At 64.0% G+C, this 14,709-nt stretch carries 19 protein-coding genes; 14 read left to right on the forward strand and 5 right to left on the reverse strand.

What is annotated here, in order from left to right; all coding sequences use genetic code 11:
* From rho to hemE, 3 genes are all read right to left on the reverse strand, one after another.
* The gene (gene rho / locus QYC26_RS08985) at positions 1 to 1,257 is read right to left on the reverse strand and encodes a transcription termination factor Rho (protein WP_317511896.1); all 1,257 of its coding nucleotides are present in this window, start codon (positions 1,255 to 1,257) and stop codon (positions 1 to 3) included.
* 160 nt (positions 1,258 to 1,417) lie between these two features.
* Positions 1,418 to 1,864: a CopD family protein gene (locus QYC26_RS08990; RefSeq protein WP_317511897.1), complete on the reverse strand. Its 447-nt coding sequence runs from the start codon at positions 1,862 to 1,864 to the stop codon at positions 1,418 to 1,420.
* On the reverse strand, positions 1,861 to 2,901 hold the full coding sequence (hemE, locus tag QYC26_RS08995) for a uroporphyrinogen decarboxylase (protein WP_317515034.1): 1,041 nt from the start codon (positions 2,899 to 2,901) through the stop codon (positions 1,861 to 1,863). Before hemE ends, QYC26_RS08990 begins: the two co-directional genes overlap by 4 nt.
* A gap of 296 nt (positions 2,902 to 3,197) precedes the next feature.
* Between hemE and QYC26_RS09000 the strand changes: the two genes are divergently transcribed.
* The 11 genes from QYC26_RS09000 to QYC26_RS09050 all read left to right on the forward strand — a co-directional run bounded on the left by QYC26_RS09000 (position 3,198) and on the right by QYC26_RS09050 (position 10,132).
* On the forward strand, positions 3,198 to 4,022 hold the full coding sequence (locus QYC26_RS09000; RefSeq protein WP_317511898.1) for a pyruvate, water dikinase regulatory protein: 825 nt from the start codon (positions 3,198 to 3,200) through the stop codon (positions 4,020 to 4,022).
* Positions 4,019 to 4,615, forward strand: a complete 597-nt coding sequence (locus QYC26_RS09005) for a Maf family protein (protein WP_317511899.1) — start codon at positions 4,019 to 4,021, stop codon at positions 4,613 to 4,615. Before QYC26_RS09000 ends, QYC26_RS09005 begins: the two co-directional genes overlap by 4 nt.
* Positions 4,612 to 5,424, forward strand: coding sequence for a shikimate dehydrogenase (gene aroE / locus QYC26_RS09010; RefSeq protein WP_317511900.1), 813 nt, complete (start codon positions 4,612 to 4,614; stop codon positions 5,422 to 5,424). The genes QYC26_RS09005 and aroE overlap by 4 nt, the downstream gene beginning before the upstream one ends.
* The gene (coaE, locus tag QYC26_RS09015) at positions 5,421 to 6,023 is read left to right on the forward strand and encodes a dephospho-CoA kinase (protein WP_317511901.1); all 603 of its coding nucleotides are present in this window, start codon (positions 5,421 to 5,423) and stop codon (positions 6,021 to 6,023) included. The genes aroE and coaE overlap by 4 nt, the downstream gene beginning before the upstream one ends.
* A 1-nt stretch (position 6,024) precedes the next feature.
* Positions 6,025 to 6,735 carry a DNA polymerase III subunit epsilon gene (gene dnaQ, locus QYC26_RS09020; protein WP_317511902.1) on the forward strand — a complete coding sequence of 237 codons (711 nt, stop codon included), beginning with the start codon at positions 6,025 to 6,027 and terminating at the stop codon, positions 6,733 to 6,735.
* A 54-nt stretch (positions 6,736 to 6,789) separates the two neighbouring features.
* The gene (gene hpf / locus QYC26_RS09025) at positions 6,790 to 7,383 is read left to right on the forward strand and encodes a ribosome hibernation-promoting factor, HPF/YfiA family (protein WP_317511903.1); all 594 of its coding nucleotides are present in this window, start codon (positions 6,790 to 6,792) and stop codon (positions 7,381 to 7,383) included.
* Between the two features lie 71 nt (positions 7,384 to 7,454).
* On the forward strand, positions 7,455 to 7,922 hold the full coding sequence (locus tag QYC26_RS09030; protein ID WP_317511904.1) for a PTS sugar transporter subunit IIA: 468 nt from the start codon (positions 7,455 to 7,457) through the stop codon (positions 7,920 to 7,922).
* Positions 7,912 to 8,412 carry a PaaI family thioesterase gene (locus tag QYC26_RS09035; RefSeq protein ID WP_317511905.1) on the forward strand — a complete coding sequence of 167 codons (501 nt, stop codon included), beginning with the start codon at positions 7,912 to 7,914 and terminating at the stop codon, positions 8,410 to 8,412. The genes QYC26_RS09030 and QYC26_RS09035 overlap by 11 nt, the downstream gene beginning before the upstream one ends.
* Positions 8,409 to 8,750: a DUF1491 family protein gene (locus tag QYC26_RS09040; RefSeq protein WP_317511906.1), complete on the forward strand. Its 342-nt coding sequence runs from the start codon at positions 8,409 to 8,411 to the stop codon at positions 8,748 to 8,750. The genes QYC26_RS09035 and QYC26_RS09040 overlap by 4 nt, the downstream gene beginning before the upstream one ends.
* Before the next feature lie 208 nt (positions 8,751 to 8,958).
* Positions 8,959 to 9,558: a cell wall hydrolase gene (locus QYC26_RS09045; protein ID WP_317511907.1), complete on the forward strand. Its 600-nt coding sequence runs from the start codon at positions 8,959 to 8,961 to the stop codon at positions 9,556 to 9,558.
* 94 nt (positions 9,559 to 9,652) lie between these two features.
* Positions 9,653 to 10,132 carry an MmcB family DNA repair protein gene (locus QYC26_RS09050; protein ID WP_317511908.1) on the forward strand — a complete coding sequence of 160 codons (480 nt, stop codon included), beginning with the start codon at positions 9,653 to 9,655 and terminating at the stop codon, positions 10,130 to 10,132.
* A gap of 21 nt (positions 10,133 to 10,153) precedes the next feature.
* Here QYC26_RS09050 and QYC26_RS09055 read toward each other — a convergent pair whose 3' ends face one another.
* Complete coding sequence (locus tag QYC26_RS09055; protein ID WP_317511909.1) at positions 10,154 to 10,762, reverse strand: ankyrin repeat domain-containing protein; 609 nt, start codon at positions 10,760 to 10,762, stop codon at positions 10,154 to 10,156.
* 45 nt (positions 10,763 to 10,807) lie between these two features.
* Here QYC26_RS09055 and QYC26_RS09060 point away from each other — a divergent pair, with 45 nt between their 5' ends.
* From QYC26_RS09060 to QYC26_RS09070, 3 genes are read left to right on the forward strand one after another with little or no spacing between them, the layout of a single operon-like run.
* Entirely contained in the window at positions 10,808 to 11,431 is a 624-nt protein-coding gene (locus QYC26_RS09060; RefSeq protein ID WP_411197586.1) for an SCO family protein, read from the forward strand.
* On the forward strand, positions 11,419 to 11,862 hold the full coding sequence (locus tag QYC26_RS09065) for a YcgN family cysteine cluster protein (protein ID WP_317511911.1): 444 nt from the start codon (positions 11,419 to 11,421) through the stop codon (positions 11,860 to 11,862). Before QYC26_RS09060 ends, QYC26_RS09065 begins: the two co-directional genes overlap by 13 nt.
* Positions 11,843 to 12,562: a SprT family zinc-dependent metalloprotease gene (locus QYC26_RS09070; protein WP_317511912.1), complete on the forward strand. Its 720-nt coding sequence runs from the start codon at positions 11,843 to 11,845 to the stop codon at positions 12,560 to 12,562. Before QYC26_RS09065 ends, QYC26_RS09070 begins: the two co-directional genes overlap by 20 nt.
* Here the strand turns inward: QYC26_RS09070 and QYC26_RS09075 are convergent.
* Positions 12,535 to 14,664, reverse strand: coding sequence for a PBP1A family penicillin-binding protein (locus QYC26_RS09075; protein WP_317511913.1), 2,130 nt, complete (start codon positions 14,662 to 14,664; stop codon positions 12,535 to 12,537). The two genes, QYC26_RS09070 and QYC26_RS09075, sit on opposite strands and share 28 nt — an antisense overlap.
* Positions 14,665 to 14,709: the final 45 nt, after the last annotated feature.

A 14,709-nucleotide genomic window follows, 5' to 3' on the forward strand; every position in this document is an offset into this window, starting at 1 on the left:
TTACTGATTCATCGAATCGAAGAAGTCTTCGTTGGTCTTCGAATCCTTCATCTTGTCGAGCAGGAACTCCATCGCATCGATGGTGCCCATCTGCATGAGGATGCGACGCAGCACCCACATCTTCGACAGCTTCGCCTTGTCGACCAGCAGTTCTTCCTTGCGGGTGCCCGACTTGCCGACGTCGAGCGCCGGGAAGATGCGCTTGTCCGCAACCTTGCGGTCGAGCACGATTTCCGAGTTACCGGTGCCCTTGAATTCTTCGAAGATCACTTCGTCCATGCGGCTGCCGGTATCGATGAGCGCGGTCGCGATGATCGAAAGCGAACCGCCTTCCTCGATATTGCGCGCGGCACCGAAGAAACGCTTGGGGCGCTGGAGCGCGTTGGCGTCGACACCGCCGGTCAGCACCTTGCCCGACGAGGGCACCACGGTGTTGTAGGCGCGGCCGAGACGGGTGATCGAATCCAGAAGGATCACGACGTCCTTCTTGTGCTCGACGAGGCGCTTGGCCTTTTCGATCACCATTTCGGCGACCTGGACGTGGCGCTGCGCGGGTTCGTCGAAGGTCGAGGAAATGACCTCGCCGTTCACCGAACGCTGCATGTCGGTCACTTCCTCGGGGCGTTCGTCGATCAGCAAGACGATCAGGAACACTTCGGGGTGGTTGTCGGTGATCGCCTTGGCGATGTTCTGCAGCAGCACGGTCTTACCGACGCGGGGCGGTGCGACGATCAGCGCGCGCTGGCCCTTGCCCTGCGGCGCGACGATATCGATCACGCGCGCCGACTTGTCCTTGACGGTCGGGTCGAGCGTGTCGAGCACCAGCTTCTGCTCGGGGTAGAGCGGGGTGAGGTTGTCGAAGTTGACGCGGTGGCGCACGGCGTCGGGATCGTCGAAATTGACCGAGACGAGCTTGGTCAGCGCGAAATAGCGTTCGCCGTCCTTGGGGCCGCGGATTTCGCCTTCGACGGTGTCGCCGGTGCGCAGGCCGAACTTGCGGACCTGGTTGGGCGAGACATAAATGTCGTCGGGGCCGGCGAGATAATTGGCATCGGGGCTGCGCAGGAAGCCGAAGCCGTCCTGGAGCACCTCGATCGTGCCCATACCCATGATCTGGGTACCGTTCTCGGCCTCCACCTTCAGGATCGCGAACAGCAAATCCTGTTTGCGCAGGGTCGATGCGCTTTCAACACCCAGCTTTTCGGCCAGCTCAACCAGCTCGGCGGGCGACTTCTTCTTGAGATCTTTTAAATGCATATGGGATTCCGAATGGAGTCTGGGAGTGAATTCCGCAGGAAATGAGACTCGATTACTGGATAGAAAACCCTGCGCGAACGGCAGAGTGGTCCGACAGGCGTTAAGCGGCCTGCCGGATCAAGTCAAGCAAGCGCCCGAAGGCGCTCGACAGAATGAGGAGTCAGAAGGGACGAACGACCGCGAGGATCACGATCACCGCGGCGGCAACACCGGGCACTTCGTTCCACATGCGCAGCTTCTTGTCCGAAAAGGCGCGTTCGCCGCGCGCCAGCTTTTTCGCATAGCCGACCGTCCAGCCATGATAGCCGCTGAGCAGCAGCACAAAAAGCAGCTTGGCGTGGAACCAGCCTTGCGAAAACATGCCGCCATTCAGCGCGAGCACGATCCCGAGCACCCAGACGACGATGAGCGAAGGGTTCAGGATGATGTTCTTCAGCCGGCGCTCCCGCTCGATCCAGCGCGCATCCTCGGGCGAGCCGACAGGGGCTTCCTGATGATAGATGAAGAAGCGCGGCATCATGAACAGCCCCGCCATCAGGAAGATGGCGAAGATGATGTGCGCGGCCTTCACCCACAGCCATAGATTGCCCAGAAAACCTTCCATCATGCCCCCCTGCGGACAAGGCCGAGAAGCTGTTCGACATGCGCGATCGGCGTGTCGGGCAGGATTCCATGGCCCAGGTTGAAGATGTGCGGTCGATCGCCCAGCGCATCCAGGATGCGGGCGACGGCACTTTCGAGCGCCGAACCACCGGCAATAAGCGCGAGCGGATCGAGATTGCCCTGCACCGGCAGATTGGCCGGCAGGTTCGCCGCCGCCCAGACCGGATCGACCGTTTCATCGAGCCCGACGGCATTCACCCCGGTTTCGCGGGCATAGGCTGGAAGCTTGCCCCCCGCCCCCTTCGGAAAGCCGATGATCGGGGTGTCGGGATGGCGCTGGCGCAAGGCATCAACGATCCGGACCGTGGGGGCGATGACCCAGCGTTCGAACTGCGCGGGCGACAGGCTGCCCGACCAGCTGTCGAACAGCTGGACCGCATCGACGCCCGCTTCGATCTGCTTGGCCAGATAATCGACCGTGCTGTCGGCGATGGCGTTGATGATCGCTTCGAACGCCTGGGGATCGCGGTAGGCATAGCGTCGGGTTTCGCCCTGCTCTCGGCTGCCCTGCCCGGCCACCATATAAGTCGCCACGGTCCAGGGGCTTCCGGCAAAGCCCAGAAAGGTCGTCTGCGCGGGCAGATCGGCGCGTACCCGCCGCACCGTTTCATAGACCGGTTCCAGCCGCTCCATCACCGGGGTGAGCGCCGCCAGCGCATGATCGACGAGCGGGGGCGACAGACGCGGCCCCTCGCCCGCCTCGAAACGCAGATCCTGACCCAGCGCATGGGGGATCATCAGAATGTCGGAAAACAGGATCGCGCCATCAAAGCCGAAGCGGCGGATCGGCTGCAAGGTGATCTCGGCCGCGGTCTCGCTGTCGGTCGCCAGTTCGAGGAAGCCGCCCTTTTGTTCGCGAAGCGCGCGATACTCGGGAAGGTAACGCCCGGCCTGGCGCATGAGCCAGACAGGAGGCACGGGCTGGCGGGTCCCCCGGAGCACGGCGAGCAATGGGCGAACGGAAGCGTGTCGGTCGGTCAGAGCTTTGTCCCTCTACCTATCTATCTTGATTCAAGAAGATGGGTGTTGATGTTGGTCGCTTGATAGCGGGGCTTATCCCCCAGGCACAGTTTTGCCAACAGCTTGACTCCTGAGGAGTCGAGAGTCCGCACAGAGTCGATTCAAATATCCCCATGACTCACATTTTATCCACAGGGGGTATGGGTTGTGGATAGTTTGTGGAGCGAATCTAGGGCATCGGGGATGGAATCCAGAGTTTCCGGACTCTGTGAGTCTTTTGCTAGATAATTCCCAAACTTATCCACAAAGATGCACCCATGACCCGTTTACACCTTCATCTCCTGTCCGATTCCACCGGCGAAACCCTGGAAAACATAGCAAAAGCGGCGCTAGCGCAATTCGATGGCGTCGAAACGATCAAACATTTCTGGCCGATGGTCCGGTCCGAAGGACACCTCGATCGGATCCTTGTCGACATCGCGCAGAACCCCGGACTCGTCCTCTTCACGCTGGTGAACATCGATATCCGGCGCAAGCTTGAAGGGCGCTGTCGCGCGCTTGGGCTGCCGATGGTCGCCGCCCTCGATCCGGTCACCGATGCGCTGTCCAACCTGCTTGGTCAGCAGGCCAAGGCGCGGCCCGGGCGACAGCACACGCTCGACGCCGCCTATTTCGCGCGGGTTGATGCGATTCAGTTCACCATCGCGCATGACGACGGCGTGAACTGGGAGAATTGGGAAGAGGCGGACATCCTGCTCGCGGGCGTGTCGCGCTGTTCGAAAACGCCGACCTCGATCTATCTCGCCAATCGCGGATTCAAGACCGCCAATATCCCGATCGTCGTTGAATCGCCGCCGCCCGACAAACTCTATTCGCTGCGCAATCCGCTCGTCGTCGGGCTCACCGCGAGCACCGACCGGCTGGTCCAGGTCCGCCGCAACCGGCTGCTCTCGCTCAATCAGGCGCCCGAGACCGATTATGTCGATCAGGATGCCGTCACCCGCGAAATCGCCTTTGCCCGCCGGATGTTCGCCGATAATGGCTGGCCGGTGATCGACGTCACCCGCCGCTCGATCGAGGAAACCGCCGCGGCGATCATCAACCTCTATAATGAGCGCAACGGCGCCCGGGAAATCGCATGACTCTTGTTCTCGCCTCCGAAAGCGCCGCGCGCCGCGCGATGCTGGCGGCGGCCGGCGTGCCGCACGAGGCGCTGGCCCCGCGCGTCGATGAAGACAGCGCCAAGGCCGCACTGCGCGCCGAGGGGATCAGCGCGCGCGGGCTGGCCGATGCGCTGGCCGAACTCAAGGCGGTCCGCCTCTCCACCCGGGTGCCCGGCGCATTGGTCCTCGGCTGCGATCAGACTCTGGCGCTCGACGACGGCACGATGTTCGACAAGCCCGCCGACCGTGCGGGTGCCGCCGAGCAACTGCGTCTGCTGTCGGGCCGCACCCATGCGCTCCACAGCGCGGCGGTGATCGCCGAGAACGGCCAGCCGATCTGGCGGCATGTAGACCGCGCCAAGCTCTATGTCCGTCCGCTCAGCGACGCGTTCATCGAATCCTATCTCGATGCCGAATATGAAGCCGTGCAATATTGCGTCGGCTGCTACCGCATCGAGGGGCCGGGGATTCAGCTCTTCTCGCGCATCGAGGGGAGCCATTTCACGATATTGGGGCTCCCGCTCCTGCCGCTTCTCGATTTCCTGCGTACCCGAAAGATATTGACGTCATGACGCTTCCCTATGCCGAGGTGATCGGCGATCCGATCGCCCAGTCCAAATCGCCGGTCATCCACAAATTCTGGCTCGAAAAGCTCGGAATCGCGGGAGATTACCGCAAGACTCACATCACCGCTGACGGGCTGGAGGCGTTTTTTCGCGAGCGCGCGGCCGATCCGGCGTGGAAGGGGTGCAACGTTACTGTCCCGCACAAGCAGGCGGTGATTCGCTTCGTCGAGGATCGCGGCGGCGTGGGCGACAGCATCGGCGCGATGAACACGGTCATCCGGCTCGATGACGGCACGCTGATCGGCACCAACACCGATGCCGCCGGATTTTATGGCCCGATCGCCGATCTCGATCTGGCTGGCCGCGATGTCGTCGTGATCGGCGCGGGCGGTGCGGCGCGCGCGGTGCTGTTTGCGCTATCGCGCGCGGCGGTGGGCGAGGTCACGATTCTCAATCGTACGCGCGAAACCGGCGTCGAACTGCTTCGTCATTTCGGGCTGAAGGGCAAGGTGCTGCCGCTCGACGCGCCGATTCCGCCCGCCGCGCTGATCGTCAACGCCAGCACGCTCGGCATGACCGGCGCGCCCGATTTCGATCCCGATCTGTCGGACCAGCCCGATGACTGCGTCGTCTATGACATCGTCTATGCGCCGCTGCAGACCGCGCTTCTTGCCGAAGCCGAGGCGCAGGGGCTGGAGACGGTTGACGGACTCGCGATGCTGATCGGCCAGGCGGCGGTGGCGTTCGAACTCTTCTTCGACCGCGAACCCCCGCGCCTGTTCGACGAGGAATTGCGCAAGCTGCTCACCGCATGATCGTCATCGGGCTCACCGGATCGATCGGCATGGGCAAATCGGCGGTAGCCGCGATGTTCATGGCCGAAGGGGTACCCGTGTTCGACGCTGATGCCGCGGTACACCGGCTGCAGGGCCCGGGCGGGCGGCTGCTCGCTCCCATCGAGGCGCGTTTTCCCGGCACGACCGGGTCGGACGGGGTGAATCGCGCCGCGCTCGGCCAGGCTGTGTTCGGCAATCCCGAGGCGCTCGCCGCGCTCGAGGCGATCGTCCACCCCGTCGTCGCGCTTGACCGGTTGGCGTTTCTGCGCCGGAATCGCGCGCGGCCGATGGTGGTGCTCGATATTCCGCTGCTCTTCGAAAAGGGCGGATCGGCGCGGGTCGATCATATCGTCGTCGTCTCCGCCCCGGCGTGGAAGCAGCGCCGGCGCGTGCTCGCGCGCCCCGGCATGACGCCCGAAAAATTCCGCCGCATCCTCAAGCTCCAGCTGCCCGACGCGCAAAAGCGCCTGCGCGCGGACACGGTTGTCGACACTGGCGGGGCGAAAGCGGCGACACGCGCAAAAATCCGCCAACTGGTGGCTTGCCTCCGCGCAAAACAGCGCCGATATTGTTCGTGACATGCGTGAGATAGTATTCGACACCGAAACGACCGGATTGAGCGCTCAGGGAGGCGACAGGCTCGTCGAGATCGGCTGCGTCGAACTCTTCAACCGGGTTGAAACCGGGCGCGTCTTCCATGCCTATTTCAACCCCGAGCGTTCGATGCCGAGCGAGGCGCAGGCGGTGCACGGCCTGTCCGAGGCGTTTCTCGCCGACAAACCGCTCTTCGCCGACAAGGTCGAGGATCTGCTCGACTTCCTCGAAGACACCCCGCTCATCGCGCACAATGCGCAGTTCGACTTTTCCTTCCTGAATTTCGAACTGAAGGCGTGCGGCCGCCCGATCGTGAGCCTTGATCGGATGATCGATACGCTGGCGATGGCGCGCACGCGTCATCCCGGTGCGAAGCACACGCTCGACGCGCTGTGCAACCGTTATGGCATCGATCGCAGCCACCGTGTGATGCACGGCGCGTTGCTCGACGCGCAGCTTCTTGCCCAGGTCTATGTCGAGCTGACCGGCGGACGCCAGATCGGGCTGATGCTGGGGGCGCCCGAAACGCTGGTTACGGCCGCGGCCGGACCCGCATCGGCGGTTGCCACGTTGGTAGAGCGTGTGGTGCGCCCCGCGCGTGCGCATGCCGCAAGCGAAGAGGAGCTGACACGCCACGCAGAGTTCGTTGCCAAGCTGACCGACCCGCTCTGGTTAAAGGGGGTGGTCGCCGGGTGACGGTCCAGTGCCGTTTCGGTCGAAGCGGTACAGTATCTTGATGGAGAAATAGCCATGGAAATCCGTGTTTCGGGTCATCGTGTCGACACCGGCGAAGCGCTTCGGGCGCATGTCGAGGATCGACTGACTGCCATCGCGGACAAATATTTCTCGCGCGCGCTTTCCGCACAGGTCACCTTCAGCAAGGGGCCGCATGATTATGGCTTCCGGTGCGACATCGTCGCGCATGTGATGCAGGGCGTGATTCTGAAGGGAAGCGCCACCGGGCAGGAAGCCCATCCTGCCTTCGACACCGCCGCCGACCGTATCGAAACCCAGCTGCGTCGGTACAAGCGCCGGCTGAAGGATCGCGCCCCCGCGCAGCAGGCGGCCGCCAACGCCGCGATGGAGCTGCTCAACGGCAATGCGGGCTATACCGTCTTTGAAATGGCCGAGGAAATCGAGGAAGCGACGGATAATCCGCCCATCGTCGCCGAAACCCGCGTGGACGTGCCCGATGCCTCGGTTTCGGATGCGGTGATGATGCTCGATTTGCGCAATACCAACGCGTTGCTTTTCAAAAACAGTGGCACTGGCGCGTATAATATGGTCTATCGCCGCGGCGACGGCACCATCGGCTGGGTCGAGCCGCAGCGCGCCGCCATCTGATTTCAGCAACCGTAAAGGTTGGATAATACAAGGTTCGAGGCGGGCTATATGCCCGCCTCTGCGGATTTAATATGAGCAACTTCAGTGATATACTTGTTCCCGCCACGGTTGTGGCGGGGATGCCGGTTACCAGTAAGAAGGCCCTTTTCCAGCAGCTCGCGGCAATCGTTGAGCGCGAGGTGGGCCTGTCTGCGCGTACCGTGGTCGAGCGTCTGAGCGACCGCGAAAAACTGGGTTCGACCGGATTCGGCGGCGGAGTCGCGATTCCGCACGGCAAGATCGAGGGCCTGAATCAGGTGATCGGGGTGTTCGTCCGTCTGGATGAGGCGATCGAGTTCCAGGCGATCGACGATATGCCCGTCGATATCGTGTTCATGCTGCTGTCCCCGCCCGATGCGGGGGCTGAACATCTGAAGGCATTGGCGCGCGTCAGCCGCGCGCTGCGCGACAAGCAGTTCCTCGCCAAGCTGCGCGGCGCGGGGTCGACCGATGCGCTGTTCGCGCTTCTGGTGACAAGCGAAGCGCGCGATGCTGCCTGAGGCAGGCGATCCCGGCGCGATGGAGGGCGAACAGGCCCATTTTCGCGCGCTGGAATCGCTTTATGCGAGCGCGCCGATCAACCTGCTTTTCCCGTCGCGCCTTGAAATCCCTGCGGCCGGCGAAGCGCGGATCCATTTCGACGTCGACGAGCGCGTCCATCACGCGGCGGGCGCGGTGCACGGCACCAGCTATTTCAAGATGCTCGACGACGCTGCCTTTTATGCGGCGAACAGCCTCGTCACCGATTATTTCCTGCTGACGACCGCGTTCAACCTGTTCTTTACCCGCCCGATGAAAAAGGGCCCGGTGATCGCCGAGGGGCGCTGGATCAGCGGCAAGCGGCGTGTTTACGTGGCCGAAGCGCGGCTGATCGATGCCGAAGGCGAGGAATGCGCGCGCGGGACGGGCACCTTCATGCGCTCGCGCATCCCGCTCGCCTCGCTTCCCGGCTATTCCACCACGCCGACTGTGGCATCGCCGCGCGCGTGACGCCGCGGCTTACCAGCAAGTTTCTTGTATCGGCGCTCGTCCGCCGCGTCGAAATCGAGGGTGGGCACGGCGCGATCCTGGCACGCGGCGATGCCGAAGCGGGCGCGATCCTGCTGCTCTGCGCCGAACGCGGCGTCCCCCAAAAGCTGCTCGAACGCACGCTCGATTTCGATCGAGGCTATGTCTGGACGGCATGCGGCCCCGAAAACATTGACGATTCAGAGGCTCTCGCCGCCTATATCGACCGCCGCCGATCGCGTGACCCCGACCTGTGGCTGGTTGAACTGGATATCGCTCACGCCGAACGGTTCGCCGCTGAAACAATCGCTCAGGGTTGACTCGAAACGCGTCTGCGAACATTTGGGCGTCCAACGCCACGCGTCAGGCCGTGTTCCCGTAAGTTGGGAAGTCCGGCAACGCAGTCGGGGGGCGATCAGGGAATGCCAGAATTTGGGGGCATCCTAGTTCGATCAGTCAACCGCACATCGCCTTGAGTTGATGAGTCCGATTTTGCGCGCTGCGGGTTCCGCGGCGATTTCCCTTTGCGTGTTTGCGGCGGCCGTCGAAGCCGTTCCGTCAGTCGCTTTCGCTTCGGCATCGGTTACCAACCCGACCAGCGAAACCGTAATTTCCGATCCTGCGATCATTAACGCACCCGTCGTGCAGCAGGTTCCCGTTCTCGAAGATGCTGCGGCTCCGGCTGCACCCGAGGCGGTAGAGCCCGACACCAAGCCCGTTTCGCTGCGCGCACTGGTCGATGCCCAGAACACCGAAACCGCGCTCAGCAAGGATGAGGAATGCCTTGCCGGTGCGATCTATTTCGAATCCAAGGCGGAATCGCTCGAAGGCCAGCACGCCGTGGCCGAAGTGATCCTGAACCGTGCCGAATCCGGCCGCTTCCCGACCAGCATCTGCGGTGTGGTCTATCAGCCCAGCCAGTTCTCGTTTGTGCGCGGCGGCAAGATGCCCGCGATCAACCGTGACAGCTCGGCCTGGCACCAATCGGTTGCGGTCGCCCGTGTCGCGATGCAGGAACGCTGGGACACGGCAGCGTCCGATGCGCTGTTCTTCCACGCCACGCGCGTTTCGCCGCGCTGGAAGCTGAAGCGCGTCGCAACGATCGGTAATCACATTTTCTATCGTTGATTTCCGCGCCAACGGCACGAGATTGAAAAAGGGGGCGAGGCCATGATGCTTCGCCCCCTTTTCCATGTTCCTGTTACGTTCTATGGTGCCGTGCATGGATGCGGGATCGATTCTGGAAAAGGCCGTGGCAACCGACGTCGCACGCGGCGTGGCGCGGCTGTTCCTTGCGCATGACATGACCGCATTGGTCGAGGTGCCGCTTGGCAATGGCCGGCGCGCCGATGTGATGGCGCTCGATGCATCCGGGCGGATCACGATCGTCGAGATCAAGGTCGCGCGCGGCGATCTTCTGGGCGACATGAAATGGCCCGATTATCTCGATTATTGCGATCGTTTTTTCTGGGCGGTGCCGCCGGGCTTCGATGCCGCGCCGCTCGACGGCGCCTTTTTCCAGCCAGAGCGCACCGGCGTGATCGTTGCGGATCGTTATTCGGGGGCGATCCTGCGCGAGGCGGCGACGGTGTCGCTGGCCGGGGCACGGCGTAAGGCGGAAACGCTGCGCTTTGCCCGGCGGGCGGCGTCGCGGCTGCTGAGCTTGCAGGACGGCGATCTGGCGCGGATCGAGGAGCAATAGGCCCCTCGATCGCTGAGGGGCTTATTTGGGGCCCATCATCCCTTCGGAACGCGTCTTGCCCTGTTCCTCGATCAGCTTGAGCACCGCGGTCGCGCGTGGGTCGCGCTTGGCATAGTCGCGCGCGGACATGCCCGCGAGCGTATCGGCCCGATCGGGATTGGCGCCGGCAGTCAGCAGCAGGCGGACGGTCCGCACATCGCGGTTCTGGACCGCGCGGATAAGCGGGGTTTCGCCCTGGGCGTTCGCCGCATCGACGCGCGCCTTGCGGCCGACGAGCAACTGCGCGCCCTCGAAAAAGCCGAGCTGCGACGCAACCATCAGTGGGGTATTGCCCTGCTTGTCGGTAAGGTCGACCTTGGCGCCCTTGCCGATCAGGAAACCCATCCAGCCGAGATCGCGGCGCTGGGTGACGATGTGGAGCGCGGTTTCGCCGGTTTTCTGGTCCTTGGTGTCGACAATCGTGCTGCCGGGTTCCCCCAGAAGCTCGGTCGCCTTGGTGCCATCCGCGTCGCGCGCCGCCTTCAGGAAACTATAACTGTCGGAAAACTGGGCCTGCGCGGTCGTCGGCAGAATGGTGGTCGCCAGCAGCGCGGCAATCATCATTCGGGCGGGGCGTTTCGGAAATTCCATCGCGTTTGCGTTCCTGTTGTCTTGCGCTCCAGCCAATAGCAAAGCATGGCTAGACCCGCCATGAACGTTTTCAATCGTCCCCTCGCCCTTGGCCTGGCCGCGCTGATGACGCTGGCCGGCTGCAATCCCGCCCCCGGCGATGCGCCGCTGTCCGAGGCGCCGCTTGCCGGCGCGCGGATCGGCGGACCGTTTTCGCTGACCGATCAGGACGGCAAGACCGTGACCGACAAGGATTTTGCGGGCCAATACCGCATCATCTATTTCGGTTATACCTTCTGCCCCGATGTCTGCCCGGTCGATGTCCAGAAGATCATGCAGGGCTTCAAGCTGTTCGAGAAGGAACAGCCCGCGCTCGCCGCCAAGGTCCAGCCGATCTTCATCAGCGTCGATCCCGAGCGCGACACGCCCGAAGTGCTCAAGCAGTTCATCGGCAATTTCCACCCGCGCCTGATCGGCCTCACCGGCACGCCCGATGCGATCGCCGCGGTGGCCAAGGATTATGCGGTCTATTTCCGCAAGGCGGGCGCCGAGACGGACCCCAAGGCCTATCTTGTCGATCACAGCCGGCAGACCTATCTCATGGGCCCTGATGGCGGCCCGGTGGCGCTGGTGCCGCTCGATGGCACGCCTCAGGAAATTGCTGCGGTATTGAGCCAATGGGTGCGGTGACGAAAGCTTTCTGGGAAACCAAGACGCTGGAACAGATGGACCGGGCGGAATGGGAAAGCCTGTGCGACGGCTGCGGCAAATGCTGCATCCACAAGCTCGAGGACGAGGAAACCGGAGAACTTCTGCCCACCAATGTCGCGTGCAAGCTGCTCGATCGGCATAGCGGGCAGTGCACCAATTATCGCCATCGCCGCGCCTTTGTTCCCGAATGCGTGCGCCTTACCCCCAAGCTGCTGCGCGAGATCGACTGGCTGCCCGACAGCTGCGCCTACCGTCTTATCGATGAGGGCAAGCCTCTGCCCGACTGGCATCCGCTGGTGAGCGGCGATCCCGAAAGCGTCCACCGCGCCGGGATTTCGGTGCGCGGCTGGACGATTTCCGAGGTCGATGCCGGCGATCTGGAACTCCATATTGTCGACAGGCCCCTCTGAACTCTCCTTCGGCCCGGCGGGGCGCGAGCGCCCGCTCCAGATCCGCCGACGGCCGGGGGCGCGTTCGGTTCGGCTGACGGTCGATCCCCGCACCGGGGCGATCACCCTCTCCCTGCCGCCCCGCCACAGCCTGCGCGCCGCGCTTGCCTGGGCCGAGGGGCAGCATCGCTGGGTGGAGGATGCGCTGTCGCGCATTCCGGTGCCGCGCCCGATCTATCCGGGCGGGCCCTTTCCCTTCGAGGGGCGCGACCTGATCGTCGACTGGTGCGAAGGGCTCACCCGCACCGTTCGCCATGAAGACGACCGGCTGGTCTTTGGCGGGCCGCTCGACGCCGTGACGTCACGCGTGCTCGGATGGGCCAGAAAACAGGCGCTCGAGCGGATGACGCGCGAGACGCACGAGATCGCCGCCAAGGCCGGGGTCAGCATTGGCCGGGTCAGCGTTGCCGATCCGCGCGCGCGCTGGGGCAGCTGCTCGGCGAACGGCGATATCCGCTATAGCTGGCGGCTGGTGATGGCGCCCGTCTATGTCCGGCGCTCCACCGTCGCGCATGAGGTCGCGCACCGCGTCCATATGGATCACAGCCCCGCCTTTCATGCGCTGGCGGCAAAATTATACGGCGGCGATCCTGACGAGGCGCGCGCATGGCTGCGCGCGCATGGCAGCGCGCTTCACTGGGTGGGGCGGGAAACGTCCTGAAGCAGGTTTTGCGGCTGATTGCGCTGGCCTGACGGCGGGCTGGCGGGCTGGCGTTCCTGCTGCGGCTGGCGCGGCGTTGCCGGGCGCTGCGGGGGGCGTTCGCGGCCCAGAACATCGTCGATCCATTGCTGGTCGAGCTTGGGCGGGGCCTGCATGTCCTCGCCGTCCTGCGGCATTGCGCCCTGAATCTCGGGATTTTCCGCGCCGGGGACGGGATTGCCGTGCTCGTCGACGAACACGCCTTCGTCGGGCGCGCCGTAATAGGCCTCGTCATCGGGCTCCAGCTCCCATTCGGGCAGCGTCACCTCGGTTTCGAAATTCTCGATCGGGCGTTTGGCGACCGCGATCTGCATGAAGCTGGCAAAGGCGCGCGCGGGGGCGGCCCCGCCCTGCAGCGACCCCACCGCCTTGGCGTCGTCGCGGCCCATCCATACGCCAGTGGTCAGCCCGCTCGAGAAACCGAGGAACCAGCCATCCTTGTTCGAACTGGTCGTCCCCGTCTTGCCCGCGACCGGGCGGCCGATCTGCGCGGCGCGGCCGGTGCCCGCGCTCACCGCGGTCTGCAGCAGGTCGGTCATCTGCGCGGCGACCCAGGGCGCCACCAGCACGCGCGAATCGTCGGTCTGGTGCTGGTAGAGGATCTCGCCATTATCGGCGGTCACCTTGGTGATGCCGTAGGGGACGATGGCGATGCCCTTGGCCGCGACCGAGGCATAGGCGCGCGTCATATCGATCAGGCGGACATCGGCGGTGCCGAGCACGATCGAGGGATGGTTGTTGAGCGGGGTGGTGATCCCGAAACGGCGCGCCATGTCGGACACGGTCGAAAAGCCGACCTCCTGCCCCAGCTTCGCCGCCACGGTGTTGATCGAATAGGTGAAGGCGGTGCGGATCGTCATCTCGCCCGAGAAGCGGCGCGAGCTGTTGCGCGGCGACCAGCCGCCGATCGTCACCGCTTCGTCGACCACGGTGTCGTTGGGCGTATGCCCCGCCTCGAGCGCGGCGAGATAGACGAACAGCTTGAACGCCGAGCCCGGCTGGCGCTGCGCCTGCGTCGCGCGGTTGTAGATCGACGAGACATAGTCCTTGCCGCCCACCATCGCGCGCACCGCGCCGTCGCGGTCGAGCGAGACGAGCGCGCCCTGCAGCCCGGCGGGGGTGTTCGCGCGAATCGCCGCGTCGGCGGCGCGCTGCATGCTGGGGTCGAGCGTGGTCCACACCACGATCGGGCGTTCGCTTTCCTCGATCAATGTTTCGAGCTGCGGCAGCGCCCAGTCGGTGAAATAACGCACGCTGTTCTGCGGTGGTTCGGGGGCGAGCTTGATGTCTTCGGGGCGCGCCTCGGCGGCCTCGCTCGGCGAGATGACGCCGGCATCCTGCATCACCTGCAGCACCACGCCGGCGCGGCCGATCGCGGCCTCGGCATCGGCGGTGGGCGAATAGTTGGAGGGCGCCTTGACCAGCCCCGCGATCACCGCGGCTTCGGCCAGCGAAAGCGACTTGGCGTCATGACCGAAGAATTTGCGGCTCGCCGCGTCGATTCCGTAGGCGCCGCCGCCGAAATAGACCTTGTTCAGGTACAGCTCGAGGATCTGGTCCTTGGTGAACTTGCGCTCCATTGCGAGCGCGAGGATCATCTCGCGGAATTTCCGCCCGAAATCCTTGTTGTTGTTCAGGAAGATGTTGCGCGCCAGCTGCTGGGTGATCGTCGATCCGCCCTGCGCCCAGCGGCCGCGTTGCACGCGCACGATCAGCGAGCGCGAAATGCCGATGGGGTCGACGCCGGGATGCATGCGGAAGCGGCGGTCTTCCACCGCCACCATCGCATCGGTCATTACCTGCGGAATCTCGTCATAGGACAGCCATTCGCCGTAGCTGGGGCCGAGCGAGACGAGTACCGAACCGTCTGCCGCGCGCACCTGGATCATCTGTCCATTGGGATCGCGCTTCAGTTCGCTGAATCCTGGCATGCTCGACATGGCGATGCCGACCGCGATGACGAGCGCGATCAGCGCCGCGATGCCGGCGAAAAACGCAAGCTTTGCGGATTTTACGAGAAAGCGCTTGATGCGCGTCGATGCACGGGGAGGTTTGGCTGCCATTTGTGGTGCGATGATTTACGGGGAAATATACGCACTGCCAAGCCG

The sequence above is a fragment of the Sphingomonas sp. C3-2 genome, from assembly GCF_033025475.1.
Taxonomy (GTDB): Bacteria; Pseudomonadota; Alphaproteobacteria; order Sphingomonadales; family Sphingomonadaceae; genus Sphingobium_A.

What these genes read in the sequence shown, in the direction of transcription:
- rho (WP_317511896.1), bottom strand. Translation starts at nt 1,257, where the DNA reads ATGCATTTAAAAGATCTCAAGAAGAAGTCGCCCGCCGAGCTGGTTGAG.
- QYC26_RS08990 (WP_317511897.1), bottom strand. Translation starts at nt 1,864, where the DNA reads ATGATGGAAGGTTTTCTGGGCAATCTATGGCTGTGGGTGAAGGCCGCG.
- QYC26_RS09000 (WP_317511898.1), top strand. Translation starts at nt 3,198, where the DNA reads ATGACCCGTTTACACCTTCATCTCCTGTCCGATTCCACCGGCGAAACC.
- QYC26_RS09005 (WP_317511899.1), top strand. Translation starts at nt 4,019, where the DNA reads ATGACTCTTGTTCTCGCCTCCGAAAGCGCCGCGCGCCGCGCGATGCTG.
- aroE (WP_317511900.1), top strand. Translation starts at nt 4,612, where the DNA reads ATGACGCTTCCCTATGCCGAGGTGATCGGCGATCCGATCGCCCAGTCC.
- coaE (WP_317511901.1), top strand. Translation starts at nt 5,421, where the DNA reads ATGATCGTCATCGGGCTCACCGGATCGATCGGCATGGGCAAATCGGCG.
- dnaQ (WP_317511902.1), top strand. Translation starts at nt 6,025, where the DNA reads ATGCGTGAGATAGTATTCGACACCGAAACGACCGGATTGAGCGCTCAG.
- hpf (WP_317511903.1), top strand. Translation starts at nt 6,790, where the DNA reads ATGGAAATCCGTGTTTCGGGTCATCGTGTCGACACCGGCGAAGCGCTT.
- QYC26_RS09030 (WP_317511904.1), top strand. Translation starts at nt 7,455, where the DNA reads ATGAGCAACTTCAGTGATATACTTGTTCCCGCCACGGTTGTGGCGGGG.
- QYC26_RS09035 (WP_317511905.1), top strand. Translation starts at nt 7,912, where the DNA reads ATGCTGCCTGAGGCAGGCGATCCCGGCGCGATGGAGGGCGAACAGGCC.
- QYC26_RS09050 (WP_317511908.1), top strand. Translation starts at nt 9,653, where the DNA reads ATGGATGCGGGATCGATTCTGGAAAAGGCCGTGGCAACCGACGTCGCA.
- QYC26_RS09055 (WP_317511909.1), bottom strand. Translation starts at nt 10,762, where the DNA reads ATGGAATTTCCGAAACGCCCCGCCCGAATGATGATTGCCGCGCTGCTG.
- QYC26_RS09060 (WP_411197586.1), top strand. Translation starts at nt 10,808, where the DNA reads ATGGCTAGACCCGCCATGAACGTTTTCAATCGTCCCCTCGCCCTTGGC.
- QYC26_RS09065 (WP_317511911.1), top strand. Translation starts at nt 11,419, where the DNA reads ATGGGTGCGGTGACGAAAGCTTTCTGGGAAACCAAGACGCTGGAACAG.
- QYC26_RS09075 (WP_317511913.1), bottom strand. Translation starts at nt 14,664, where the DNA reads ATGGCAGCCAAACCTCCCCGTGCATCGACGCGCATCAAGCGCTTTCTC.